At 61.2% G+C, this 24,511-nt stretch carries 22 protein-coding genes; 9 read left to right on the forward strand and 13 right to left on the reverse strand.

The window, feature by feature from the left end:
* Nucleotides 1–33: 33 nt before the first annotated feature.
* The 4 genes from VOI22_RS10900 to petA form a co-directional block, all read right to left on the reverse strand.
* Nucleotides 34–921, reverse strand: coding sequence for an S-methyl-5'-thioadenosine phosphorylase (locus VOI22_RS10900; protein ID WP_323796517.1), 888 nt, complete (start codon nt 919–921; stop codon nt 34–36).
* Nucleotides 922–1,046: 125 nt separating this feature from the next.
* Nucleotides 1,047–1,817, reverse strand: a complete 771-nt coding sequence (locus VOI22_RS10905; RefSeq protein ID WP_281169434.1) for a cytochrome c1 — start codon at nt 1,815–1,817, stop codon at nt 1,047–1,049.
* Entirely contained in the window at nt 1,817–3,073 is a 1,257-nt protein-coding gene (locus VOI22_RS10910) for a cytochrome b (protein ID WP_028466425.1), read from the reverse strand. Before VOI22_RS10910 ends, VOI22_RS10905 begins: the two co-directional genes overlap by 1 nt.
* 12 nt (nt 3,074–3,085) lie before the next feature.
* A complete protein-coding gene (gene petA, locus VOI22_RS10915; RefSeq protein WP_028466426.1) occupies nt 3,086–3,616 on the reverse strand; it encodes a ubiquinol-cytochrome c reductase iron-sulfur subunit in 531 nt (176 codons plus the stop codon).
* Between the two features lie 198 nt (nt 3,617–3,814).
* Here petA and VOI22_RS10920 point away from each other — a divergent pair, with 198 nt between their 5' ends.
* The 4 genes from VOI22_RS10920 (at nt 3,815) to VOI22_RS10935 (ending at nt 6,934) form a co-directional block, all read left to right on the forward strand.
* Entirely contained in the window at nt 3,815–4,297 is a 483-nt protein-coding gene (locus tag VOI22_RS10920; protein WP_323796518.1) for a tRNA (cytidine(34)-2'-O)-methyltransferase, read from the forward strand.
* 316 nt (nt 4,298–4,613) lie between these two features.
* A complete protein-coding gene (locus VOI22_RS10925) occupies nt 4,614–5,228 on the forward strand; it encodes a TetR/AcrR family transcriptional regulator (RefSeq protein WP_323796519.1) in 615 nt (204 codons plus the stop codon).
* Nucleotides 5,229–5,367: 139 nt separating this feature from the next.
* Nucleotides 5,368–5,934 (forward strand): peroxiredoxin-like family protein, encoded by a 567-nt coding sequence (locus tag VOI22_RS10930; protein ID WP_323796520.1) that lies wholly within the window; start codon nt 5,368–5,370, stop codon nt 5,932–5,934.
* Nucleotides 5,935–6,049: 115 nt separating this feature from the next.
* Entirely contained in the window at nt 6,050–6,934 is an 885-nt protein-coding gene (locus VOI22_RS10935; protein ID WP_323796521.1) for a lipid A biosynthesis lauroyl acyltransferase, read from the forward strand.
* A 39-nt stretch (nt 6,935–6,973) separates the two neighbouring features.
* Here VOI22_RS10935 and VOI22_RS10940 read toward each other — a convergent pair whose 3' ends face one another.
* A complete protein-coding gene (locus tag VOI22_RS10940) occupies nt 6,974–8,821 on the reverse strand; it encodes an ABC transporter ATP-binding protein (RefSeq protein ID WP_323796522.1) in 1,848 nt (615 codons plus the stop codon).
* 237 nt (nt 8,822–9,058) lie between these two features.
* On the opposite strand from VOI22_RS10940, the gene VOI22_RS10945 reads away from it, so the two are divergent.
* From VOI22_RS10945 to VOI22_RS10965, 5 genes are read left to right on the forward strand one after another with little or no spacing between them, the layout of a single operon-like run.
* Nucleotides 9,059–10,642, forward strand: a complete 1,584-nt coding sequence (locus tag VOI22_RS10945) for an ABC transporter substrate-binding protein (RefSeq protein WP_323796523.1) — start codon at nt 9,059–9,061, stop codon at nt 10,640–10,642.
* 26 nt (nt 10,643–10,668) lie between these two features.
* Nucleotides 10,669–11,625 (forward strand): ABC transporter permease, encoded by a 957-nt coding sequence (locus VOI22_RS10950; RefSeq protein ID WP_323796524.1) that lies wholly within the window; start codon nt 10,669–10,671, stop codon nt 11,623–11,625.
* Nucleotides 11,626–11,638: 13 nt separating this feature from the next.
* On the forward strand, nt 11,639–12,466 hold the full coding sequence (locus tag VOI22_RS10955; RefSeq protein ID WP_323796525.1) for an ABC transporter permease: 828 nt from the start codon (nt 11,639–11,641) through the stop codon (nt 12,464–12,466).
* A complete protein-coding gene (locus tag VOI22_RS10960; RefSeq protein WP_323796526.1) occupies nt 12,463–14,127 on the forward strand; it encodes an ABC transporter ATP-binding protein in 1,665 nt (554 codons plus the stop codon). The genes VOI22_RS10955 and VOI22_RS10960 overlap by 4 nt, the downstream gene beginning before the upstream one ends.
* A gap of 22 nt (nt 14,128–14,149) precedes the next feature.
* Nucleotides 14,150–16,165 carry a CocE/NonD family hydrolase gene (locus VOI22_RS10965; RefSeq protein WP_323796527.1) on the forward strand — a complete coding sequence of 672 codons (2,016 nt, stop codon included), beginning with the start codon at nt 14,150–14,152 and terminating at the stop codon, nt 16,163–16,165.
* A 12-nt stretch (nt 16,166–16,177) separates the two neighbouring features.
* Here the strand turns inward: VOI22_RS10965 and VOI22_RS10970 are convergent, their stop codons facing one another.
* From VOI22_RS10970 to smc, 8 genes are all read right to left on the reverse strand, one after another.
* Nucleotides 16,178–17,116 (reverse strand): methyl-accepting chemotaxis protein, encoded by a 939-nt coding sequence (locus VOI22_RS10970; RefSeq protein WP_323796528.1) that lies wholly within the window; start codon nt 17,114–17,116, stop codon nt 16,178–16,180.
* A gap of 39 nt (nt 17,117–17,155) precedes the next feature.
* Entirely contained in the window at nt 17,156–18,022 is an 867-nt protein-coding gene (locus VOI22_RS10975) for a hypothetical protein (RefSeq protein WP_323796529.1), read from the reverse strand.
* A gap of 199 nt (nt 18,023–18,221) precedes the next feature.
* Entirely contained in the window at nt 18,222–18,725 is a 504-nt protein-coding gene (locus tag VOI22_RS10980; RefSeq protein ID WP_323796530.1) for a F0F1 ATP synthase subunit B, read from the reverse strand.
* Nucleotides 18,725–19,318 carry a hypothetical protein gene (locus VOI22_RS10985; RefSeq protein ID WP_084608314.1) on the reverse strand — a complete coding sequence of 198 codons (594 nt, stop codon included), beginning with the start codon at nt 19,316–19,318 and terminating at the stop codon, nt 18,725–18,727. Before VOI22_RS10985 ends, VOI22_RS10980 begins: the two co-directional genes overlap by 1 nt.
* 89 nt (nt 19,319–19,407) lie before the next feature.
* Nucleotides 19,408–19,632, reverse strand: coding sequence for an ATP synthase subunit C family protein (locus VOI22_RS10990; RefSeq protein ID WP_028466437.1), 225 nt, complete (start codon nt 19,630–19,632; stop codon nt 19,408–19,410).
* 77 nt (nt 19,633–19,709) lie between these two features.
* Nucleotides 19,710–20,444, reverse strand: a complete 735-nt coding sequence (locus tag VOI22_RS10995) for a F0F1 ATP synthase subunit A (RefSeq protein ID WP_028466438.1) — start codon at nt 20,442–20,444, stop codon at nt 19,710–19,712.
* Between the two features lie 11 nt (nt 20,445–20,455).
* Entirely contained in the window at nt 20,456–20,713 is a 258-nt protein-coding gene (locus VOI22_RS11000; protein WP_323796531.1) for an AtpZ/AtpI family protein, read from the reverse strand.
* 295 nt (nt 20,714–21,008) lie between these two features.
* Complete coding sequence (gene smc, locus VOI22_RS11005; protein WP_323796532.1) at nt 21,009–24,482, reverse strand: chromosome segregation protein SMC; 3,474 nt, start codon at nt 24,480–24,482, stop codon at nt 21,009–21,011.
* Between the last annotated feature and the right edge of the window lie 29 nt (nt 24,483–24,511).

The following is a 24,511-nucleotide window of genomic DNA, read 5'->3' on the forward strand; positions in this document are numbered from 1 at the left end:
ACCTGCCTCAGCCGATAGCACCACAGGCGAGCGTCAGCCACCCAGCACGCGCCCGGCAACGGCATCCAGTTTGGCGACCAGTTCTGGGTCGCGGGCTTCGGGATGGGTGATCAGGGCGTACTGCAATGCGTTGTCGCCGCCCTGCTCGTCTACCTCCGGCCGCTTCGCCAGCATCGGGGCGACGGTACGGACCAGATCGCGGGCCTTCTCCGCGTTTCCGGTCAGCACCTTGATGACCTGCTCGACAGTGACGCTGTCATGTTCCGGATGCCAGCAGTCGTAATCGGTAATCATGGCGACGGTGGCGTAAGGGATCTCTGCCTCACGTGCGAGTTTTGCCTCGGGCATGTTGGTCATGCCAACCACATCACAGCCCCAGGAGCGATACAGCGTGCTCTCGGCGAAGGTAGAGAACTGCGGGCCTTCCATGCAGATATAGGTCCCGTTCATGCTGTACGGCAGGCCGAGCTGCTTGCAGGCACCCGCCAGCGCTGCCTGGACCCGTTCGGAGACCGGATGGGAGAACGAGACGTGCGCGGCGCAGCCGTTCGTGTAGAAGGTCTTCTCGCGGGCGAAGGTGCGGTCGATGAACTGGTCGATCAGCACGAAATGGCCGGGCGCGTATTCTTCCTTGAGAGAACCGACAGCGCTGAGCGAGATGATATCCGTCACCCCGGCCCGCTTCATCGCGTCGATATTGGCGCGGTAGTTGATCCCGCTCGGGTTCAGCTTGTGCCCACGGCCGTGGCGCGGCAGGAAGACCAGTTTCTGACCATCCAGCTCTCCGAAGAGCAGCTGGTCCGACGGCGTGCCGAAGGGTGAGGAAACCGTTTCCCAGCGTGTATTGGAGAGGCCATCGATCTCGTAGATCCCGCTGCCACCGATAAAGCCGAGAATCGCGTCACGCGTCAGTGCCGTCATGGGATGCAACCTTCCTGCAGAAACAACTCGGCTCCCTGCCTAGCGGATGGCCGCGTGCTTGCCAACGGCAAAAGAAAAGGCCGCATCCAAAGACGCGGCCCTCTCAAAGAATATGCTCGGTCAGATCAGTGCACGTTGGCCCAGATTTTCCGCTTGGAGGCATAGAACAGGCCGCTTGCGACGATCAGGAACAGGATCACCGCAACACCAGTCCGCTTGCGCTCTTCCAGGTTTGGCTCGGACGCCCAAGTCAGGAACGTCGTCACATCCTTGGCCATCTGTTCCACGGAGGCTTTGGTGCCGTCCGCATAGGTCACGCCGTCCTCATAGAGCGGCTGTCCCATGGCAATCTGGAAACCAGGGAAGGCTTTGTTGTAGCTCATGCCTTCCGAGACATTAACGCCTTCCGGCGCCTCGCCGTAACCTGTCAGAAGACCATAGATGTAATCCTCGAAACCAGCCCGCGCCTCGACGATGAGGGACAGGTCAGGCGGCAGCGCGCCGCCATTGCCGGCCCGCGCCGCGTTGTCGTTTGCGAACGGTGCCACGAAGCGGTCGGACGGTGTGCCCGGACGGGTGAACATCTCACCTTCGTCGTTCGGGCCATCGACAACTTCATACTCGGCCGCGATCGCTTTCACTTCGGCTTCCGAATAGCCGAGGTCGGCCAGGTTCCGGAAGGCGATGTAGTCCAGCGAGTGACAGGTTGCGCAGACTTCCCGGTAGACCTGGAGGCCGCGCTGTGCGGCCGCCCGGTCGAAGGTTCCGAACAGGCCGGAGAAGGACCAGTCCTGCTTTTCCAGGTGAATGGCGTCACCGGCGGCGTGTGCAGCAGGACCATTCATGGCGAGGGCCGCGAATGCAACCGTCGCCGCGATCAGAGATTTCATACGCATTATGCTTTCTCCTTCGCGGCAGCAGGCGCGGCAGCGGGGCCACCAGAGCCGCCGAGCACGGACTCACTGATACTCTTCGGCAACGGCTTCGGTGTCTCGAAGATCGAGAGCAGCGGAAGCGCGACGAGGAAGTAGAAGAAGTAATAGACCGTCGCGATCCGGGACGCGGTGACGTACCAGCCTTCAGCCGGCTTGCCGCCGAGCCATGTCAGCGCGATGCAATCGACGAACAGCAGCCAGAAGAAGATCTTGAAGACCGGCCGGAAGCTGCCGCTTCGCACCGGAGACCGGTCGAGCCACGGCAGGATGAACAGCACCGCAATGGCGCCGAACATGGCCAGAACCCCGAACAGCTTGTCCGGAACCGCACGCAGGATCGCGTAGAACGGCAGGAAGTACCATTCGGGCACGATGTGCGCCGGCGTGACCAGCGGGTTGGCCGGAATGTAGTTGTCCGGATGGCCCAGGAAGTTCGGCGCGAAGAAGATGAAGAAGGCGAACGGGATCAGGAAAACGAAGAGGCCGAACGCATCCTTGACGGTGTAGTACGGATGGAACGGGATCGTGTCCTGCGGGCCCTTCACATCGATGCCCAGCGGATTGTTCGAGCCGAAGCGGTGCAGCGCCACGATGTGCAGCACGACGACCGCGAAGATCACGAACGGCAGCAGATAATGCAGCGCGAAGAACCGGTTCAGGGTCGGGTTGTCGACCGAGAAGCCGCCCCACAGCCAGGTGACGACATGCTCGCCGACGAGCGGGATCGCAGAGAACAGGTTGGTGATGACGGTGGCGCCCCAGAAGCTCATCTGGCCCCAGGGAAGCACGTAGCCCATGAAGGCGGTTGCCATCATCAGCAGCATGATCACCACGCCCAGCATCCAGAGCAGCTCACGCGGGGCCTTGTAGGACCCGTAATAGAGGCCGCGGAACATGTGGATATAGACGGCGATGAAGAAGAAGCTGGCGCCGTTCATGTGGATGTAGCGGATCAGCCAGCCTGAATTGACGTCGCGCATGATGCGCTCGACCGAGGCGAAAGCGTAATCGACATGCGGCGTGTAGTGCATCGCAAGTGTGATGCCCGTAACCAGCATGATGACCAGCATGATTCCGGCCAGCGAGCCGAAGTTCCACCAGTAGCTGAGGTTCTTCGGGGTCGGATATTCATGCGCTTCATGGTGCAGGAAGCTGAAGATCGGAAGACGGTGATCAATCCACCGGACGACCGGATTGGTAAAATTAGCAGTGCTCATCGATCACGCTCCTCAACCGATTTTAATCGCGGTATCGCCGGTGAAGACATATGGCGGTACGGGAAGGTTCAGCGGAGCCGGACCTTTGCGAATTCGTCCAGAGGTGTCGTAGTGCGAACCGTGACAGGGGCAGAACCAGCCGCCGAAGTCGCCTCGCGCTTCCGTCGTTTTCTGCCCCAGCGGCACACAGCCGAGATGGGTGCAGATACCGATCAGGATCAGCCATTCCGGCTTCTCCGCGCGATCCGCGTCCGGTGTCGGATCCCGCAACTCGCCGAGATCGACATTATTCGCTTCTTCGATTTCCGCCGCCGTGCGGTGACGGATGAAGACCGGCTTTCCGCGCCAGACGACAGTAATCGCCATGCCTTCCTCGACCGCGGAGATATCCACCTCCGTACTCGAGAGTGCCAGCGTGTCAGCCGCCGGGTTCATTTGATTGATGAACGGCCAAGCCGCCGCCGCGATACCAACCACGCCAACCGCGCCGCTGGCGACATTGATAAAGTCGCGCCGTGTCGCGCCTTCTTCTACCTCAGCCATTGTAAATCAGCACCTCTCGCCCACTTATTGATTCGTCAAGGAACTTATCTTGTCCCCCGCCGCTGTGAGTGCGACACAGGGTCGCGCGCTACAGGCAGGCAAAAGCTCTGCTCTGACGCTATTGCATCGTCCTATACTGCACCCAGAAACCAATTGCAAAGCCTCCCTAGTTTCCCCGCCAGCAATAGGCCCCTGCCCGTGCGAATTGCGCTCTATCAACCCGATATCCCACAAAACACCGGTACCATTCTCCGTCTTGCCGCCTGCTTTGGCTTTCCGGTGGACATAATCGAGCCCTGTGGCTTCGCCCTGAGCGATGCCCGGATGCGCCGTGCAGGCATGGATTATATCGATCATGTGGACTGGACGCGGCACAATTCGTGGGAGCGTTTTCTGGAGCAGAGAACGTCCGGGCGCCTGGTCCTGCTGACGACGAAAGCGGACTCATCCCTGCAGGACTTCACATTCAAGGCGGACGACATACTCCTGTTCGGCCAAGAATCCGCCGGTGTGCCGGAAGAGGTTCACAACCGTGCCGATGCCCGCGTCGCGATTCCGATGCAAAGCGGCCTCAGATCACTCAACCTGGCGGTCAGCGCCTCCATCGCTGCGTGGGAAGCCCTCCGCCAGACAGGTTTTGGCCACGACGTCCCGCCTCATACAGGCGGAGACCTGGCCTAAAGTCTCCGACCGGCTGTTCATGCCAGCAGAGCGCCCGTTCAAGCTGCAACCACTCTGGGGAATCATGAAGTCGATATATTCTTCACCGGAGCGCCGAAACGCGCCCCATCGCCTCGTCTTCAAAGCATCTCGCAAACAAATCCAGCGCTTTCATTTTCACAACACCAGCCATCCGCTTTTTCTAGTTAAAGAAAAGCGCTTTCGATTAACCATATTTTAGGCAAATCACATCATTCTTCTCGTTAGAGCAGTTCAAATCCTCGGGCTACACCAGTCCAGAACTTGACATTCTTCACACAGCAACCATCCTGAAATCATGGCCAGACAAAAAGAATTCGATCAATCCGATGTCCTGCTGAAAGCCATGCAGGCCTTCTGGCGCCACGGCTACGAGGCAACCTCCGTTCAGGATCTGGTCGATGCGACCGGCATCAACCGCGGCTCCATGTACGACACCTTCGGCGACAAGCGCGGGCTATTTCAGGCTGCGGTTGATTTTTACATTTCAAACGTCAGCGCCAAGCGCCTTTCCAAGATGCTGGAGACAGAATCGCCCCTGGTGGCGATCCGGACCTATTTTGAGGATCTGATTTCCTTTTCTGTGGGCGATGGCCGGAAGCTCGGTTGCCTGATTACGAACTCCGTGGTTGAACTTGCCCCGCACGACCCCACCATCGGCAAGATCCTTCGCGGCAGCTTCGCGCGGGTTGAAGATGTCTTCCATCAAACCCTGCTGCGCGCGCAGGACGAAGGCGAAATCCCCTCCCAGATCGATGCCCGGGCGATTGCCCGGTTCATGACAGCGACAGCGAACGGAATCCGCGTATTCGCCCGTGCCGACGCCGACGCAGAAACCTTGCGCGATGTGGTCAACAGCGCGCTGTCCGTGATCGAGGGTCGACACCCCGAACTGCCCGTCGCGGCCGAATAGAAGCCCCGAACAGTACCTTTGCGTCCATCACCGATGGCTTCCTTGGGACACGTTTTCTTGAGGAGTGGCTATTCGTTTTGAATTCTGGAACAATTGTTCCATATTCATGTTCATTAAATCCATCCACGGGAAAACATCCATGACTCAGCTTACCCCGCTCTTTCCGCGCCAACAGGTACCGGCCCTTTCCGTCAAAACACTCGACGGCGGGACCTGGAGCATCTCCGACGCGAAGCCCGAGAACTTCACGATGATCGTTGTTTATCGCGGCCTGCATTGCCCGATTTGCGGCATGTATCTGAAAGACCTCGACCGCAAGCTCGCGGATTTCAAGGAACGCGGCGTCGACGTGATCGCACTTTCCAGCGACGATGAAGCCCGCGCCAAGCAGGCCAAGGACGACTGGAAGATCGAGAACCTCACACTCGGTTACGGGCTGACACTTGAGAAGGCTCGCGAATGGGGACTCTACATCTCTGCCGGACGCGGCAAGACCTCCGTCGGCATCGAAGAGCCGAAGCTGTTTGTTGAACCGGGCCTGTTCGTGGTCCGGCCGAATGGCGAGCTGTACTTCGCCAGCGTCCAGACCATGCCTTTCGCGCGGCCGGATTTCGCAGCGGTCCTGAAAGCCCTCGATTTCGTTATAGCGAAAGACTATCCGGGTCGCGGCGAGATCGTCGACCACCTGGCACAAGCCGCCGAGTAACCGGACCTTTGGGGAAGTCGCCCAGCGGCTTCCCCGGCCTTGCCCTGGCGACGCGCCGTGCCTCCAGACCCGAATTCCACTGGCACCGGGTCCGGCCTTGGGCTACTAGGGCAGCGTGACAAATCATCCGCTGAAGACACTCCGTTTCCGTCTCGAAGCCGCTCTCTTGGCGGTGCTGTTGTTCGTTGTGCGCCTGCTGCCTCTCACCGCTGCCTCCTGGATCGGCGGCAAGGTCCTGCAAATCGTCGGGCCTTTCCTGCCGGCGCACCGCATCGCCCGCAGGAACCTGGAGCGCGCCTTCCCGGAAAAAGACAGTGCCGAGATCGGCCGCATCCTGAGCGGCATGTGGAACAATCTCGGCCGGACAGCCGCCGAATACCCGCACCACGATACAATCAAGGCTGAAGCTTCCAGCCGCCTGGAAGTCCATGGCGGTGAACGGCTTGAGGCGCTCGCCGCGAACCCGCGCCCGGCCATCTTCTTTTCAGCTCATCTTGCGAATTGGGAAGTGCTGCCTATCGTCTCCGCCCTGCGCGACCTTCCGGTGAACCCGGTGTTCCGGAGCCCGAACAATCCCTATCTGAAAGATCTGTTCGAGGCCCGGAGGCCTCACCCGGAGGTACAACTGGTCGCCAAAGGGCCGCGCGCCGTGCGGGAGCTGATCAAGATCCTGAAACAGAACCGCTCCGTTGCCCTGCTGATCGACCAGAAGTTACGGGAAGGCATTCCCGTCAAATTCTTCGGGCGTGACGCCATGACCCCCAGCGCCTTCGCCGAACTCGCCCAGATGCTCGATTGCGAGATTTATCCGACCCGGGTCGAGCGACTGCCAGGCGCCCGGTTCCGGGCAACCATCTACCCGCCGCTGGAAAAGCCTGACACGGCAGACCGTAAAGAGGCCGTGCGCATCCTCACCCAGACGGCGACAGCCATGATCGAGGAATGGGTGCGGGAACGACCGTCCGAGTGGTTCTGGGTACACCGGCGCTGGCCCGATTAAGGCGCCTGGCTCGCCGCCTCGCTTCTGGCAGGCTGATCCTTAGATCGCACGATCCCTGTGCGCGGCATCGCTCGGTCCGAACTGCAAGGCATGCAGATGTGCGTAGAGACCGGCCTTACCGATCAGCGCATCGTGGGTCCCGCTTTCGACCACACGACCGCCATCGAAGACATGGATCACGTCCGCATGTTGAATAGTCGACAGCCGATGCGCGATGACGATGGTTGTCCGCCCTTTCATCAGAACCTTGAGAGCGTTCTGGATCTGCCGTTCTGATTCGGTATCCAGAGCGCTGGTGGCTTCGTCCAGCAGCAGGATCGGCGCGTCCTTCAGAATGGCCCGAGCAATCGCAAGCCGCTGACGCTGCCCGCCGGAGAGCTTCGTGCCCTGCTCGCCGATCACGGTTTCATAGCCATCAGGCAATTCAGTAATGAATCCATCCGCCGCCGCCGCCTTGGCTGCCGCCCGGACCTCCTCGTCACTCGCATCGAGCCGGCCGAAGCGAATGTTGTTGATGACGGAATCATCGAACAGGACGACGTCCTGACTGACAATGGCAAGCGCCTCGCGGACACTTTCGAGGGTCACGGTCCGGATATCGAGCCCGTTGACCATGACGCAGCCGTCCGCCGGATCGTAAAAGCGCGGGATCATGGAAAGCACCGTGCTCTTGCCCGCGCCGGAGGGGCCGACCAATGCTGTGACCTTGCCGGCCGGCGCCTCGAAACTGACGCCATTAAGCGCGACCTCCGGCGCCATACCCTCCCCAGCCGCCACATCCTCAGCCGGAGCCGTCGCGCCATAGGCAAACCGGACGGCATCGAACTTCACCGAACCGGCAGCCCGTGGCAGCGATCCGGCACCCGGTGCGTCCTTGATCTTCGGTTCTTGATCAAGCAGGGCGAACACCCGCTGTGCAGCGGCAAGGCCCTCCTGGATATTGGTGGCGATCTTGCCGAGCGCGCGCATCGGCTGATACGCCATCAGAGTGGCAGCGATGAACGAGAAGAAGGCGCCGGGAGACGTATGCCCCTCGATCACGCGGGCGCCACCATAGGCGATCACAGCCGCCACAGCGACACCGCCGAGGAAATCGATGATCGGCTGCGGTGCGGCCTTCACTCGGATACCCCGGTAGTTCAACTGGAAGAGCCGCTCCACCAACCCCTGGATCCGGCCGGTCTCATTCTCCTCCAGCCCAAAGGACTTGATCATGCGGATGCCCTGAAAGCCCTGGGTCAGCAGGGTGGTCATCGCGCCCATTTCTTCCTGTGTCTCGGCCGAGACACGGCGCATCCGCTTGCCGAGCTGGCGGATCGGATAGGCAGAGATCGGGGCGACGATGAAGGTGATGCAGGCCAGCATCCACTCCTGATAAAACATCACAGCGACGAGGAAGATGACGGACAGGGTGTCCCGGCCGAGACCGACCAGAGCATTTGCCACCGCGTTACGCATTGCGTTGATGTCGAACGTAAAATGCGAAATCAGGGTGCCGCTGTGCCGGTCCTGGAACAGGCCGAGATCGAGATGAATCAAATGCCTGTAGAGCCGGGCCTGGGTATCCGCGACAACCCGCTGGCCGACATAGCCGACGAGCACTTCCTGGATATAGGTGGCAACACTCTTCACGAAGAAGGTCGCGACGACGGCGCCGGCAACCAGCCACAGCACCGACAGATCCTTCTCGATGAAAATCTTGTTCACCATCGGATCCATCAGCCAGGCCGAGGCCGCAGTCGCGCCGGCGACCAGCACCATGCAAAGCCCGGCCAGGATCAGACGTCCCGTATAGGGTCTCACAAGATCGCGGACCACACGCCTCAGCAGTGAAATGCTGGCCTCGTCCGTGAGGCTGATTTTAGTCCGGTCGGGTTTATTAGCCATTCAGTCCAGTCCAAGCAATTCGGCGCTCTGCATATAGCATGGCACCGTCTGACCGCCACCGATTTGCGCTGCCAATATCGCGCCGATACCCACAATCCCGAGCGGACCGTGTTGATTTAAATTCGGTATCCCGTACTATTACCGTCTTGGATTCAAATTCATCCGATCAATCGGATTAGCGCCTAACAAAGCAAGAATAATAATCGGCGCAACACTTTGGCAAAACAGGAGGCTCGTATGAAATCGGACAACAAGCTCTCGTCAGCGATGAACACTGACGTATCCCGTCGAGGATTTCTCGGCGGCACCGCAGCACTCGGCGTGACTGTAGCGTCTACTTCGGCACTGATGGGAAAAAAGGCCTATGCGGCCAAAAAGGGCGGCCATCTGCGCGCTGGTATCGCGCACGGCTCGACCACTGACTCGCTCGATCCGGCAACCTACGAAAACGGCTTCTCTCTCGCCCTTGATTACACCCTGTTCAATCATCTCGGCGAAGTCGATCACACCGGTGCGGTGAGACCGGAACTGGCGGAAAGCTGGGAAGCCTCCCCGGATGCCACGACCTGGTCCTTCAAACTGCGCCAGGGCGTCGAGTTCCACAACGGCAAGACCCTTGAAGCCTCCGACGTGATCGCCTCCATCGAGTACCACATGGGCGAGGACACCAAGTCAGCGGCGAAATCCCTGCTGAAGCAGGTCAAATCGATGAAGGCCGACGGCAAGAACGAGGTCGTGATCGAGCTCGAAGCCGGCAATGCCGATTTCCCGTATGTGATCAGCGACTATCATATTGCCATCAAGCCGGCCAAGGACGGCAAGATCGACCCGACCGAAGGTATCGGCACAGGTCCGTACGCGCTCGAAAACTACGAGCCGGGCGTCCGCCTGATGGCCAACAAGAACAAGAACTACTTCAAGTCCGACCGCGCCCATTTCGACCAGGTCGAACTGATCACCATCATCGACCTTGCTGCCCGTCAGAACGCGCTGACCACCGGCGAAATCGACATGATGGACCGGGCCGACCTGAAGACGGTTCACCTTCTGAAGCGTCAGAAGGGCATCAACGTCATGGAGACGGTGGGCTACAAGCACTACACCATGCCGATGCGCACGGACACGGCACCGTTCGACAAGAACGACCTGCGGCTGGCTCTGAAATATTCCCTCGACCGGGAAGAGCTGGTGAAGAAAATCCTGCGCGGCCACGGTGTTGTCGGTAACGACCACCCTATCAGCCCGACCAACCAGTATCATGCAGAAGGCCTCGCCCAGCGGATGTACGATCCGGACAAGGCGAAGTTCCACTTCAAGAAGGCCGGCTTGGAAGGCACGACGATCCAGCTTTCAGCCGCCGACGCTGCCTTCCCGGGCGCTGTCGACGCTGCCGTGCTCTACAAGGAGCATGCGGCCAAAGCAGGCATCGATATCGAAGTCGTGCGTGAGCCGAACGACGGCTACTGGTCGAACGTCTGGATGAAAAAAGGCTGGTGCGCCTGCTATTGGGGCGGCCGTCCGACCGAAGACTGGATGTTCACAACGGCTTATGCCGCCGGTGCGGACTGGAACGACACGTTCTGGAATCACGACCGGTTCAACGAGCTGCTCCTCGCGGCCCGTGCCGAGCTCGACAGCGACAAGCGCCGGACCATGTATTACGAGATGCAGGAAATCGTCAGCAACGACGGTGGCGTGGTTGTCCCGATGTTCGCGAACTATGTGTTCGCCGCATCCGACAAGATCCTGCCGTCCGAGCAGATGGCCGGTAACTGGGAGCTTGACGGTTCCAAGTTTACGGAACGGTGGTCCTTCGCCTAAGGGCGGGGGCACCGTAGGCCAACCGCATGTCACAAATCCTCAAAATGGTTGCCCAGCGCTTTGCGCTGGGCTTCCTCACCCTTTTCATTGTTTCGCTCATTATTTTTCTCGGCATTGAGCTCCTTCCCGGCGATATCGCGGAAGAAATCCTCGGCCAGAGCGCCACGCCCGAGACCGTTGCTGCTTTCCGCAAGGAACTCGGCCTCGATGTTCCCGCCCACATCCGTTATTTCGACTGGCTCTGGGGCATGCTCAATGGCGATATGGGCCGCTCTCTCGCCAACAAGCGCGAAATCTCCGAGCTGATCGGCCTGCGTTTCGGCAATACGCTCTTCCTTGCAGTCACCGCCGCGGCGATCTCCGTGCCGCTCGCCCTCACTCTCGGAGTCCTGGCAGCGCTGTACCGCCATTCCTTCTACGATCGCGCGGTCAATGTGGTGACACTGAGCTCCATTTCCTTTCCTGAATTCTTTGTTGCCTATATCCTGATATTCCTGCTCTCCGTGACCTTTCCGATATTCCCCTCCATCGCCAATATCAGCGATGCGACGCCCTTCTGGGAAAAGGTCTACAAGGTCCTGCTGCCCGCTCTGACACTCACGCTTGTCGTTGTCGCGCACATGATGCGGATGACCCGGGCAGCGATTATCAACCTGCTCGCCAGTCCCTATATCGAGATGGCGAACCTCAAAGGCCTCAGCCGGGCACGGGTCATCGTCAAGCACGCCCTGCCGAATGCCCTGGCACCGATCATCAATGTCGTCGTGATCAACCTCGCCTATCTGATCGTCGGCGTGGTCGTGGTCGAAGTGGTGTTCGTCTATCCGGGCCTCGGCCAGCTCATGGTCGACTCGGTCTCGAAGCGCGATCTGCCTGTGGTGCAGGCATCCGCAATGATCTTTGCCGGCACATACGTCTTACTCAACTTGCTCGCGGACATTCTGTCGATCCTGACAAATCCGCGCCTGCTGCATCCGCGATGAGGGAGGAAGTCCAATGAACGCCACCCTCAAACTGCTGGCCAGCGCGCCATGGAGCGCCAGATTCGGCATCGTCGTCATTCTCGGCTACGCCTTCGTAGCCATCTTCGCACCGGTGTTGACGCCTTATGGCGAAACGGAAATCGTCGGTGCGGAATTCGAGCTCTGGGGCGAGGAGTTCATCCTCGGCACGGACAGTCTCGGCCGGGACATGCTGACCCGGCTGATCTACGGCGCACGAAACACCATCGGCATTGCCTTCCTGACAACCGGCCTCGCCTTTCTGCTCGGCTCGGTCACCGGCTTTCTTGCCGCTGCCATCTCCGGCTGGGTCGATCAGCTTCTGTCCCGGATCGTCGATGTGCTTATGGCGATCCCGGCCCTGATCTTCGGCCTTCTCGTCCTCACCATCGTCGGCACATCGATCGTCAACATGGTGCTGGTCATCGCCGTTCTCGAATCGACCCGTGTGTTCCGTCTGGCCCGCGCTGTTGCGATGGGGGTCGTGGTCATGGATTACGTTGAAGCGGCCCGTCTGCGCGGCGAAGGTCTGTGGTGGATCATGAGCCGCGAAGTGCTGCCGAACGCCCTGCCCCCGCTGGTGGCTGAATTCGGCCTGCGCTTCTGCTTCGTATTCCTGTTCATCAGCGCCCTCAGCTTCCTCGGCCTCGGCATCCAGCCGCCGACCGCCGATTGGGGCAGCATGGTCCGTGACAACGCCACCCTCATGACCTTTGGCGATATCACGCCTTTGGTGCCGGCGGCGGCCATTGCGCTGCTGACCGTCGCTGTGAACTTCGTCGTCGACTGGTTCCTCCACAAGGCAAGCGGATTGAAAGAATGAGCGAGCAAGGCGAACAAGACATTCTGCTCCGTATCCGTGGGCTGCGCATCGAAGGCATGAGCGGCGACAGCTGGCAGGAGATAGTGCACGGGGTCGATCTCGACCTCCGGAAGGGCGAAGTCCTCGGGCTGATCGGCGAATCCGGGGCCGGCAAGTCGACCATCGGTCTTGCCGCCATGGGCTACGCTCGGGACGGCTGCCGGATCACCGGCGGAGAAATCCAGTTCGACGGCATGGACCTTGCCGCGATGGAGGACTCTGAAAAACGGCATATCTGGGGAGCGAGGATCTCCTACGTCGCGCAAAGCGCGGCAGCCGCTTTCAATCCGGCGCACCGCCTGATCGACCAATTCACCGAAGCACCCGTGCAGCATGGCCTTTCCGACAAGGCCACGTCACAGGAAGAAGCGCGGGAACTTTTCGCCCGTTTGCAGCTGCCTGACCCAGACGGCATCGGCCTGCGCTATCCGCACCAGGTCTCGGGTGGCCAGCTGCAACGCGCCATGACCGCCATGGCGATGTCCTGCAAGCCGGACCTGATCATCTTCGACGAGCCGACCACGGCGCTCGACGTGACCACGCAGATCGAGGTTCTCGCTGCGATCCGCGATGTCGTCGAAGCGTATAATACGGCGGCCATCTACATTACCCACGATCTCGCCGTCGTCGCCCAGATGGCGGACCGGATCATGGTGCTGCGGCACGGAAATCTGGTCGAAGAGGGCGAAACCCGCTCCATGCTGGCTGCCCCGAAAGAGACCTATACCCAGGAACTTCTGGCAGTGCGCAGCTTCAAAAGCGCTGAAATGGCCAATCCGGCAGGTGAAGAGCCGCTGCTGAAAGTCGACAACGTCACGGCATCCTACGGGGATGTTCCGGTCCTGCACGGCGTCTCCGTCGATATCCACAAGAAGCGGACTGTCGCAATCGTCGGGGAATCGGGATCCGGCAAGAGCACGCTCGCGCGTGTCATTACCGGCTTGTTGCCGGCAAAGAGTGGCACCGTCAGCTATAATGGCGAGATCCTGCCTCTCAGCTACAAGCAGCGCGACAAGAGCCAGTTGCGCCGGATGCAGATGATCTACCAGATGCCGGACACCGCGCTTAACCCGCGCCAGCGCATCCGGGACATCATCGGCCGACCGGTCGCTTTCTATCTCGGGCTGAGCGGCAAGCAGCTTGAAGACCGGGTGCGCGAACTCCTGTCCCTGATCGAGCTGGAGCCGGACGATTACATCGACCGGCTGTCGACGGAGCTTTCCGGCGGCCAGAAGCAGCGCATCTGCATCGCCCGCGCGCTTGCAGCCGAGCCGCAGCTGATCATCTGCGACGAAGTTACCTCCGCACTCGACCAGCTTGTCGCCGAAGAGATCCTGAAGCTGCTGCAGCGCCTGCAGGACGAGCTCGACCTGTCCTACATGTTCATCACCCATGATCTGGCGACGGTTCGCGCCATCGCGGACGAGGTCGTGGTGATGCTGCAGGGCGAGGTCGTGGAGCACGGCTCGAAGACGGAAATGTTCAAGCCGCCGCATCACGATTACACCGACCTGCTGCTGTCTTCCGTGCCGGAGATGGATCCGGACTGGCTCGACAAGCTGCTGGCCGAACGGGCCGAGTTGGCGAAGCAGGGCCGGATCTTGAAAGCTGCCGACCACTAAACCGAAGGCGCCTGGAGCCTCCATGCAAACTGTTGGACAGTTTCCCCACGCCGTGCGGGAAATCGAGAACTGCTGGATTACCCTCAGTGACGGCTGCCGCGTGGCCGCCCGGATCTGGCTTCCGGAAGGGGCCGAGAGTGCCCCGGTCCCGGCTATCCTCGAATATCTCCCCTATCGCAAGCGAGACGGCACATCGGTCCGCGATGCCCTGACCCATCCCTATTTTGCCGGCCATGGCTATGCCGCCATCCGCGTCGACATGCGCGGCAACGGCGAGTCCGACGGCATCATGGAAGACGAGTACCTGCCACAGGAGCAGGACGACGCGCTGGAGGTGATCGACTGGATCACCAGGCAGCCCTGGTGCTCCGGCGCCGTCGGCATGATCGGCATCTCCTGGGGCGGCTTCAATGGATTGCAGGTCGCCTATCGCCAACCCGAAGCCCTGAAAGCCGTGATCACCATCTGCTCCACGGATGACCGCTATGCGGACGACATCCACTACAAGGGCGGGGCGATGCTGAACGAGAATATGGGCTGGTCCTCGACCATGCTGTCCTATTCCTCACGGCCGCCGGACCCGGCACTGGTCGGCGAGAGCTGGCGCGAGACCTGGCTGAAACGGCTTGAGGCCGAGCCGCTGCTGATCGCCAACTGGCTGGATCACCAGACCCGCGATGAATTCTGGAAACACGGATCGGTCTGCGAGGATTATGCCCGCATGACCGTGCCAGTGCTGGCCGTCGGTGGCTGGTCCGATGCCTACAGCAACGCGGTGCCGCGCATGCTGGAAAACCTGCCGGGCTTCGTCCGCGGTATTGTCGGCCCCTGGCTGCACAAGTATCCGCACTTCGCCGTTCCCGGCCCGGCCATCGGCTTCCTGCAGGAGTCCTTACGCTGGTGGGATCACTGGCTGAAAGGTATCGATCGCGGTGTCGAACAGGACCCGGCGTTCCGGGTCTATATGCAGAACTCCGTGCCGCCGAAAGCCGCTTACGAGACCCGAGACGGCCGCTGGATCGGCGAGCCGGTCTGGCCCAGCCCTAATGTCGAGATCAAACGCTTCTATCTGCAGGATGGGCGCCTGAAAGACATTCCCGGCGATAAAGTCGAAACCCCGATCCGCTCGCCCGAGACGGTCGGTCAGGCCGGCGGCGAATACTGCATGATCTGGCTCGGCCCGGAAGGGCCGACGGATCAGCGCGTGGACGATGCGGGCTCCGTCTGCTTTGAGACAACGGCTCTTGCCGCGCGTATGGAGATACTTGGCGCGCCGGTACTCGATCTGGAGATTGCATCGGACAAGCCGGTCGCGCACCTGATCGCCCGGCTCAACGATATCGCGCCGGACGGATCGGCGACCCGGATCACCTACGGCATCCTCAACCTGACCCACAGGGACAGCCATGAGCATCCGGAAACGCTTTCGCCCGGCAAACGCTACCGTGTGAGCCTGCGGCTGGACGATATCGCCTATGCCGTGCCTCCGGGCCACCGGGTACGGGTCGCCCTGTCGACCAACTACTGGCCGATGATCTGGCCCGCACCGGAAGCCGCCACGATCACCCTCCAGGAGGGCACAAGCAGCCTCTCTCTGCCCCTGCGCCCCACGGACGGGACGGATGCCCCCTATGAGCCCTTTGCCGAGGCTGAGGCGGCTCCCCCGCTGCAGAAGGATATCCTGCGGCCCGCAACGAACACGCGGACGATCACGACCGACGCGGAAACCGGCCTTCAGAAGATCGCGATTTTCGATGATTTCGGTAGCGACCGGATTGTCGAGATCGACCTGACGACGGACCATGTCGCCCGGGAGACCTATTCAATCCAGCCGGGCGACCCGCTCAGCGCCCGAATGGAGACCCACTGGAGCCAGGGCCTGTCCCGAGGCGACTGGAATGTCAGCACGGAGACCTATTGCACGCTGACCGGCGATGCGACCCGTTTCCATGTCACCGGACGGATCGAGGCATACGAGTCGGGGGCGCTAATCTTCGAGAAAGATTTCGAAGAGTCGATCCCACGCAACATGCTCTGAACCCGGCGTCGCCTATTCTGCGGGCGCAACCCGGATATCCTGAAAGAAGCTCGTGCTGAGCATCCGCAGACGGCGGCTGAGCGCACTCATGGCATCGGCCGTCGCATCAACCTCGCGCGCCGCGTCCTCGCTCTGCACCGTCGCTTCCGCGAGGCTGGCGATACCGGAATTGACTTCGTTACTTGCCGCCGCCGCGCCGTCGGCACTGCTCGCGATCTCCCGCGTTGCTTCGGTTTGCGCGGTCATGGCGGAAACCGCGTCCTGGGTATTCCGATCAATCGACGCGACGCTTTCGATCGCCTCACCAATGGCGGACACCGCGGCATCGATGACGGATCGCATTTCGGCAACCTGACGCGAAATCTGCAAAGCCGCGTCTTCGGTCTGCCCTGCGAGCGATTTGACCTCACCGGCGACAACCGCGAAACCGCGCCCCATCTCACCGGCCCGTGCCGCCTCGATTGTCGCGTTCATGGCCAGCAGGTTTGTCTGATGGGCAACCGTGCTGATGATATCGGCAAAGCCGCCGACTTCACCGGCCAGCGTTGTCAGCTGCCCGACAGTAGCCGTCGTGCTCTCGGCACGCTGGGACGCCAAAGCGGAAGATTCAGCCGCGGCACGGATAACCAGCCCGAGATCCGATATCGACCGGTCGAGAGAGGCCGCAGCCTCCGACACACCGCCTGCACCGGCAGCCGCCGTAATTGACGCCGAGCGGGCTTTCTCCGCGCTGCCGGCAGCTCCGGAAACCGAGTCCTTCATCGTTCGCGTGACGTCCTCCATCCGCTGCGTCGCCCCGGCGACTTCGGTGAGGATCAGACCGATCTCCTTCTCGAAGGATTTCAGGATCTGCTCCCGGCGGTCGACTTCCTCTGCCTGTGCGTTGTGCGCCGCACTTGTCCGCTCCTGCAGCAAGGCGTTTTCTTTCAGTACCGACTGGAACTGGCCCACACGGCGCGCGATCGTGCCTATCTCGTCCTTGCGTTCAAGTTAGGGAACCGTCACCTGCTCGATCGAGGCAACGGCCCGGATCGCTTGCGTCACCCGTTCAAGCGGCCGCGTAACGATGATTCGGCTTGACGCATAGGCCGCCGCAATGGCGAGCAGAGTGCCCACACCGGCCAGGATTGCGAGCAGGGCTCTGGCCTGGCTTTCAAAAACATTCAGTTCGCTCTCTTTCGCCAGGATCTTTTCGTTTTCCTGCACGATCGCGTTGCGGACCTGCTCCGCCGCCAGCGCCTCGTCCACCAACTCGCCCTTAACGATTGCCAGACGTTGCTCGAGACTGGCCGTGTTAAAGAGGTCCGCGATTTTCCGATTGGCCGCGTCGGCGGTCACGCCGGGGATCGTCAGCTCGGTCACAGCGTCCGCATATTCACCGCCCTCGAACACCCCGAATGAGATGGCCGCACCGCCATCCACATCTTCAACAATGAAGTTCGCCGCTTTCTGAAGGTCCCGACGCTGTCCGCGCTTCTTGTAGCGCGCGACGATAGCGTCCCGGCCGGAATGCACGGTCTCAGCAGCACCATTCTCGACAGCCCAGTTCTTCAACTCCGCCGACGGATTCACTTCAAGGCGCTTCGGGATCTCAAAATAGCTCTGCTGCAGGGTCATCACCTGGGCGCGGAGATCCTGGTTCATTGCCCGAAGCAAGGCCGCCCGCTGGTCTTCCCTCTCGGCAACCATCGACACAATGATGTAGATGGCGACGAGCAAGCCGGCGAAAACCAGGGCCGTCATCACGGCAGCCGACAGGACCAGTTTCGTGCTGATGCGGGAGCCGAGGCCTGAGGATGGCGCCCGCTGTTCCGTCTCCGAACCGATGTGCTGTTGTTCAAAAACAATGTCCGACATGACTATCTCTTGCGCCCGAATACGGATCATGACGGCGGTATACCGTCATGGACATTTTACGCTTGAGGGTTAGTTCCAGCCGAAACCGAGAGCAAATGACCGTTTGATGTAAAAAACAGCCAATTTCCGGCTGATTTACATAAAAATGACAATAAAAAACCCCGCCGAAGCGGGGTTTTTCGAAACATTTTATGTTCGTTTACTGGAGCCGGGCGGGAAGGTCCGCGACCGCGCTCTTGACGATCTTTTCGTTGACCTCGGGTGTCATTTTCTCGGCCAGCAGGTTACCGGTCGCAGCCATGGCCAATTCAACGGCCTGGTTGCGAACATCCTGAAGAGCCTGAGCTTCGGCCCGCGCGATTTTCTCGGCGGCCTGTTCTTCACGGCGTTTCAGGGATTCGGTGAGATGCTGCTTCGCTTCCTTGCGGATGCGGGCGGCTTCTTCCTTGGCGTGACCGACAATCTCTTCTGCTTCCTTCAGCGCATCGCGCTGAAGACGCTGATAGTTCGCCAGAGCGGCCTGCGCTTCTTCACGCAGGGCTTCGGCTTCCTTCAGCTGGGCACCGATGGCTGCGGACTTTTCGTCCAGCATGCCGCCAACCTTCGAGACGATCGGCTTGATCGTGGCAACGACGAAGATAATGAAGGCAACCGCGACCCAGCCTGTAGCGCCCAGGCCCAGCAATGTTGGATCATGTTCCATCACTTCGTCTCCATGGCCAGTGCAACCGCCTTCTTGAGGTCAGTCTTGGTCACCTTGACGCCGATGAGCTTGGCAACCGCATCACCTGCAACCTCGCTCACCACGTCTTTGACGTTCGCGAGTGCTTCGGTGCGGGCTTCATCGATCCGGGCTTCGGCTTCCTTGACCTGCTTGGCTGCGACGGCATCGGCTTCCGCCTCTGCTTTCGCATTCTTGCCGGCAGCCTCGTCCTTGGTCTTGCCGATCAGCTTCTGGGCAGAGCCACGGGCATCCGCCAGAGCCTTCTCGTAGTTGGCCTGAACCTCTTCAGCATCCGCCTTGAGCTTCCCGGCCTTATCGAGATCTTCAGCAATCCGGCTATGCCGTTCTTCCAGCACATATTCGATGCGCGGGATGGCAACCTTCGACATCGCGATATAGAGCACGATGAACGTAACAAAGAGCCAGAAGATCTGGGTCGGAAACGTGCCGACATCGAGCTGCGGCAAGGTACCGCCGCCGCCACTTTCGCTGGCAGCCATGGCTCCCTTGGCAATAAGCGCAAAAGCGCCAGTGCCACCGAGCACAGCCGAAAATCTGAGCAAGCGCTTCATACCGCTGTCCAATTCCGTTCCAGTATTCTCATTTAAACCGGAGAGAGCCGGACCGCACATGCGGCCGGCGGCTCTCACTCGAACCGGTCTTACGAGAACAGGATCAGGAACGCGATCAGCAGCGCGAAGAGCGCCACGGCTTCGGTCAGGGCGAAGCCCAGAATGCCGATGCCGAAGACTTCGCTACGCGCCGCCGGGTTGCGGGCGATGGAAGCAACGAGGGTGGAGAAGATATTTCCGATGCCAACGCCAACACCCATGAGGGCAATAACAGCGATACCGGCGCCAATCATCTTCGCGGCTTCAACGTCCATGTTCAAATCCTTCCTTTGGATCAGGTAGTGCACATATCAGGCCGGAGATCCGGCCCGGTTTCTGGTTCCCTCAGGCCTCAATGCAGATGGATCGCATCATGCAGGTAGAGGCAGGTGAGAATGGTGAAAACATAGGCCTGGAGCACCGCCACCAGGATTTCGAAGGCGGTCAGTGCCACAATCAGGGCAAGGGGCGCAACCCCAAAGACGCCGAGTGCGACGACAAAGCCGCCAAACACCTTCAGCATCGTGTGACCGGCCATCATGTTCGCGAACAGACGAACAGAGAGACTGACCGGACGAACAAAATAGGAAATCACCTCAATCGGGATCAACAGCGGCGCCATGTAGACAGGCGCGCCGGACGGAAAGAAGAAGGTGAAAAATTTCAGGCCATGGCGGGCCAGTGCGATCAGCGTCACGCCGATGAATACAACGAAGGCCATGGCGAAAGTGACGATGATCTGGCTGGTCGGCGTATAGTGGATTTCCGGAATCGGAACCATGCCGAACAGATTACTGAACAGGATGAACATGAAGAGTGAGAAGATGAAGGGGAAGTACTTGCGTCCTTCGCTCCCGACATTCTCTTTCACCATGTTGGCGACGAACTCGTAGGAGAGCTCAGCCATCAGTTGCCAACGTCCCGGAACCAGCTTCCGGCCGCTCATCGATACGGTCAGGAACGCGACGATACCGACAATCGCGACGACCATCATGGCAGCGGAATTGGTAAAGGAGAGATCGACTCCGCCGACCTCGATCTGGGGGCCGTAAGATTTCAGCTCAAACTGTGCGACCGGTGATGCCACGCTTCGTTCCCCTATTCGTCGCCGGCCCGATCATCGGGCCGTTTATCTGTCGGAGACCGGCGGTAACCCATCTGCAATCCTTCCCCAGTCGCAGCGCGATAGACATTCATCATGCCGCCGGCAGCGCCCAGAAAGAAGAACAGTATGAGCAGCCAGGGACCGGTCCCAAGCCATCTGTCCAAGAGATATCCGATACCGGCACCAACACCGACCCCGGCAACCAGCTCCACTCCGATCCGCATCGCCATTCCGAGACCCTCGGAAGCCATGGGACCGCGACCGCCTTTCGGACCGCTCTCACTTTTATCCTCGCCACGTGCTCGCCTTAATCTGGTTTCCAGATCGTCGAGTGAGGGAGGATCGCTAGGTTTATCACCTGTCATGGAGCGAGCCCGATTGGCCGAAGCCAGTTGATGTATCCCACCTCCGCCAGCCAAGGCCTGCGAAAGCGCCGCAAACATACGGAGGGGTCCTTTCGCTGTCAAGACGGAAGCCGCACTGCGAAAACACGCCTAATATACTGATCTATATGTATTTTTAGAAAGACGCGTGCAATGCGGCTCTCTAAACGACGTCGCGAAGCTCCACCGCGCCCGCCAAATCGACCGAAACAAGCTGGCTGACGCCCCTCTCGGCCATCGTCACACCGAACAGCCGATCCATCCGTGCCATGGTCAGGCGATGGTGGGTAATGACCAAAAAGCGGGTGCCCGTGGTCTTGCTGATTTCCTGCAGCAGCGTGCAGAAGCGGTCGACGTTCGTATCGTCCAGCGGCGCATCGACCTCGTCGAGCACGCAGATCGGCGACGGATTTGTAAGGAACGCGGCGAAAACCAGCGCCACCGCGGTCAGGGCCTGCTCGCCGCCGGACAACAGCGACATGACCTGCATCTTCTTGCCCGGCGGGCTGGCCATGATTTCCAATCCGGCATCCAGCGGATCGTCATCCTCGACCATCTTCAGATGCGCCTGCCCGCCACCGAACAGCCGGCTGAACAGATCCTTGAAATGCGCATTTACCCGCTCGAATGATTCGAGCAACCGTTCCCGGCCTTCCCGGTTCAGGGTCTGAATCGCGCCGCGCAGCCGGGAGATCGCCTGGATCAGATCGTCCCGCTCGCTCTCCATGCCGGCGATTCTCTGCTCCAGCTCCTCGACTTCCTGCTCCGCCCGCAGGTTCACAGCCCCGATCCGCTCCCGCTCCCGGGTGAGCCTCTCCAGCCGGTTGCTGACTTCGTCCGCATCCGGCAACGGGCCTTCGGGATCAATCCCGGCTTTCGCCAGGATCTCGTCCGGGCGGCATTTCAGTCGCTCGGCGATTCTCTCGCGCAAGGCATTGGTCGCCTGATTGACCTGCTCCAGCGCGCCTTCAGCCCGGATATGTGTCTCGCGCGCCTCCGCCAGCTCCCGTTCCGCCTGACGCGCAACTTCATCGGCAGTGCGCTGGCGCGTCTCGGCTTCGCTCAGCACGTCCGACGCCTGCTGACGCCTGGCCTCCGACTGGGTGATCTGATCGATCAGCGCCTTGCGCTGGGTCTCGATTTCCGCAGGGCGTGCTTCCAGCCGGGCAATATCCGTCCGTTCCGCAATCTGCCGCTCGGTCAGCTCTTCCTTGCGCGATGCGGCCCGTTCGTTCCGGTCCGACCAGGAGCGCAGCTCGCCCTCGATGGCGGACAGCCGGGTCCGCCGGACTTCCGCCTCCCGCACCAGATGATCATGAGCGCTTCGGGCTTCCGCCAGTGCGTTGCGCTTGTCCGCCAGCTCCTGCCGTAGCGCGGCGCTCTCGGCCCGCAGGGTCGCGACATCATCAAGCTCGACCTCTGCCGCCTCGGCGGACACAAGCTGGCCCTCGGCCTCCTCGATCTCGTCCTCGTACCGCACCTTGGTATCGTCGATGGCGGAGAGCTTCGAATCGATCTCAGCGAGCAAAGCCGCCAGCTTTGAGCGCCGGGTCCGCGCCGTTTCACTTTCGCTGAAGGCCGAGCGCATCGCTTCGCGCGCCGCCTTTTCAGCATCCACGGCTTCCCGCTGCGAGGTTCGGGCCGCGTCGAATCGCTCGCTCGCCTCCGCCCGGTTCTTCTCCACCGCCGAGATTTCAGACTGCAGGGCCCCCAACCGGTTCCGCTGCTGCAGCCGGATCGCGGCACTGCTCGGCGCCCCGGGAGCGACAACAAAGCCGTCCCAGCGGCAGAGCCCGCCATCTCTGCTGACCAGGCGCTGGCCGTCCCTCAGGGCGGGTTGCAGCGCCTGCGCAGTCTCGAAGTCCGCGACCACGCCGGTTGCCGCAAGACGGCGCGCCAGAGCGGCCGGTCCTTGCACACGCGTTGCGAGGGGCTCGACACTGTCCGGCAGGGAGCTTCCGGAATCGGCTCCAGGCTTTCCGCTCCAGTAGCGCACATGATCGCCGCCCGATTCGGACAGCGGTGCCGTCAGATCGTCGCCAAGCGCGGCACCGAGCGCGGTCTCGTAGCCCGGCTCGGCAGAAACGGAATCGAGAATCGGCGCCGCATCACCATCTTCGCCGTCACCGGACAGCAATTGTTCGAGTGCACCGGCCTCCGCCGTCAGCTTCGCCAATCCGGCTTCAACGTGCTGCAAGGCCTCGCGGGCAGCACCCTCAGCTTCCGATGCGGCCTCCCGGGCAGCTTCAGAGCCGTCAGCGGCCGAACGCGCCGCTTCAAGCGCGGCCTCAGCCTCCGTTACGGCCAGCTCCGCCGCCTCGACTTCTCCCGGACCGGCCGCCGATTCCTGCAACCGCTTCCGATTATCCTCAAGCCCTGCAATCTGCCGCGTGAGTCGCTCTATCTGCTCCCGCGCCATCCGGGCCTGGCGTTGCAGGCTGGCCCGCCGCGCCTCGGTCGTCGCGATATGTTCCGTCATCCCTGAAAGCTTAACTTCCAGCGCATCGGCGGCACGGTTGATCTCGGTCAGAGCCTCGCTGGCCTTGGCCTGCGCTTCCGCCTCGCCCTCGCGAGCCGTGGCGATCCCGGCATGTTCGCCCTTCAGCCGTTCCAGTGCCTCTTCCGCATCGGCGGACAGGAGCTGCTCGCGCTCAAGATCGTCGGCGATCTGGCGCAGGCGCAGTTCAGCCTCGCTCTTCGCGGTGACAATGCGGCGTTCTTCATTATCGAGTTCAGCCCGCGCCAGGGTCAGGCGCTGCAATTCGGCCGCCGCCTTTGCCTCATCCTCGCGCAGCGACGGCAGGCTGGCCGCTGTCTCGGTCTGGATGGTGCTCGCCTCAGCCGCCTTGCGGGTCGCCGCCGCCACAGCGTCACCCGCTTCGGCCACCGCCTTCCCGGCGACAGCGCGCTCTTCCCTGGTCGCTTCCCAGCGCCGGTGCAGCAGCACCGATTCGGCCGAGCGCATCTGCTCGGCGACAGTGCGGTAGCGCTGAGCCTGCTTGGCCTGCTGACGCAGCCCGTGCAACTGGCCTTCCAGCGCTTTCAGGACATCCTCAAGCCGTTCGAGATTGGTCTCCGCCGCCCGCAGGCGCAGCTCAGCCTCCCGCCGGCGGGCATAAAGGCCACGGATATTCGCCGCCTCTTCCAGGAGGATGCGGCGTTCCGACGGTTTCGCGTTGATGATGGCGCCGATCCGGCCCTGACTGACCAGCCCGGCGGAGCGGGCGCCGGTACCGGCATCGGCGAAGAGAAGCTGCACATCGCGGGCCCGCACTTCCCGGCCATTGACCCGGTAGGCGGAACCCTTGTTGCGTTCGATGCGCCGGATCACTTCCAGCTCCGGCGCATCGTTGAGGGCGGCGGGTGCCTTGCGGTCCTCGTTATTCACCAGCAGACCGACTTCGGCGAGATTGCGCGCCGGGCGGCCGGTCGTGCCGCCGAAGATAACGTCGTCCATCTCCCCGCCGCGCATCTGCTTGGCGGAGGTCTCTCCCATCACCCATCTCAGGGCCTCGACGAGATTCGACTTGCCGCAGCCATTCGGCCCGACAACCCCCGTCATGCCCTCCTCGATCAACAGTTCGGTCGGATCGACGAAGGACTTGAAGCCTGAAAGACGCAGCTTAGAAAGATGCAACCGTTAGACGCTCCTTACCCAGCCCCAGC

The organism is Nisaea sp., from assembly GCF_034670185.1.
In the GTDB taxonomy this organism is placed as follows: Bacteria; Pseudomonadota; Alphaproteobacteria; order Thalassobaculales; family Thalassobaculaceae; genus Nisaea.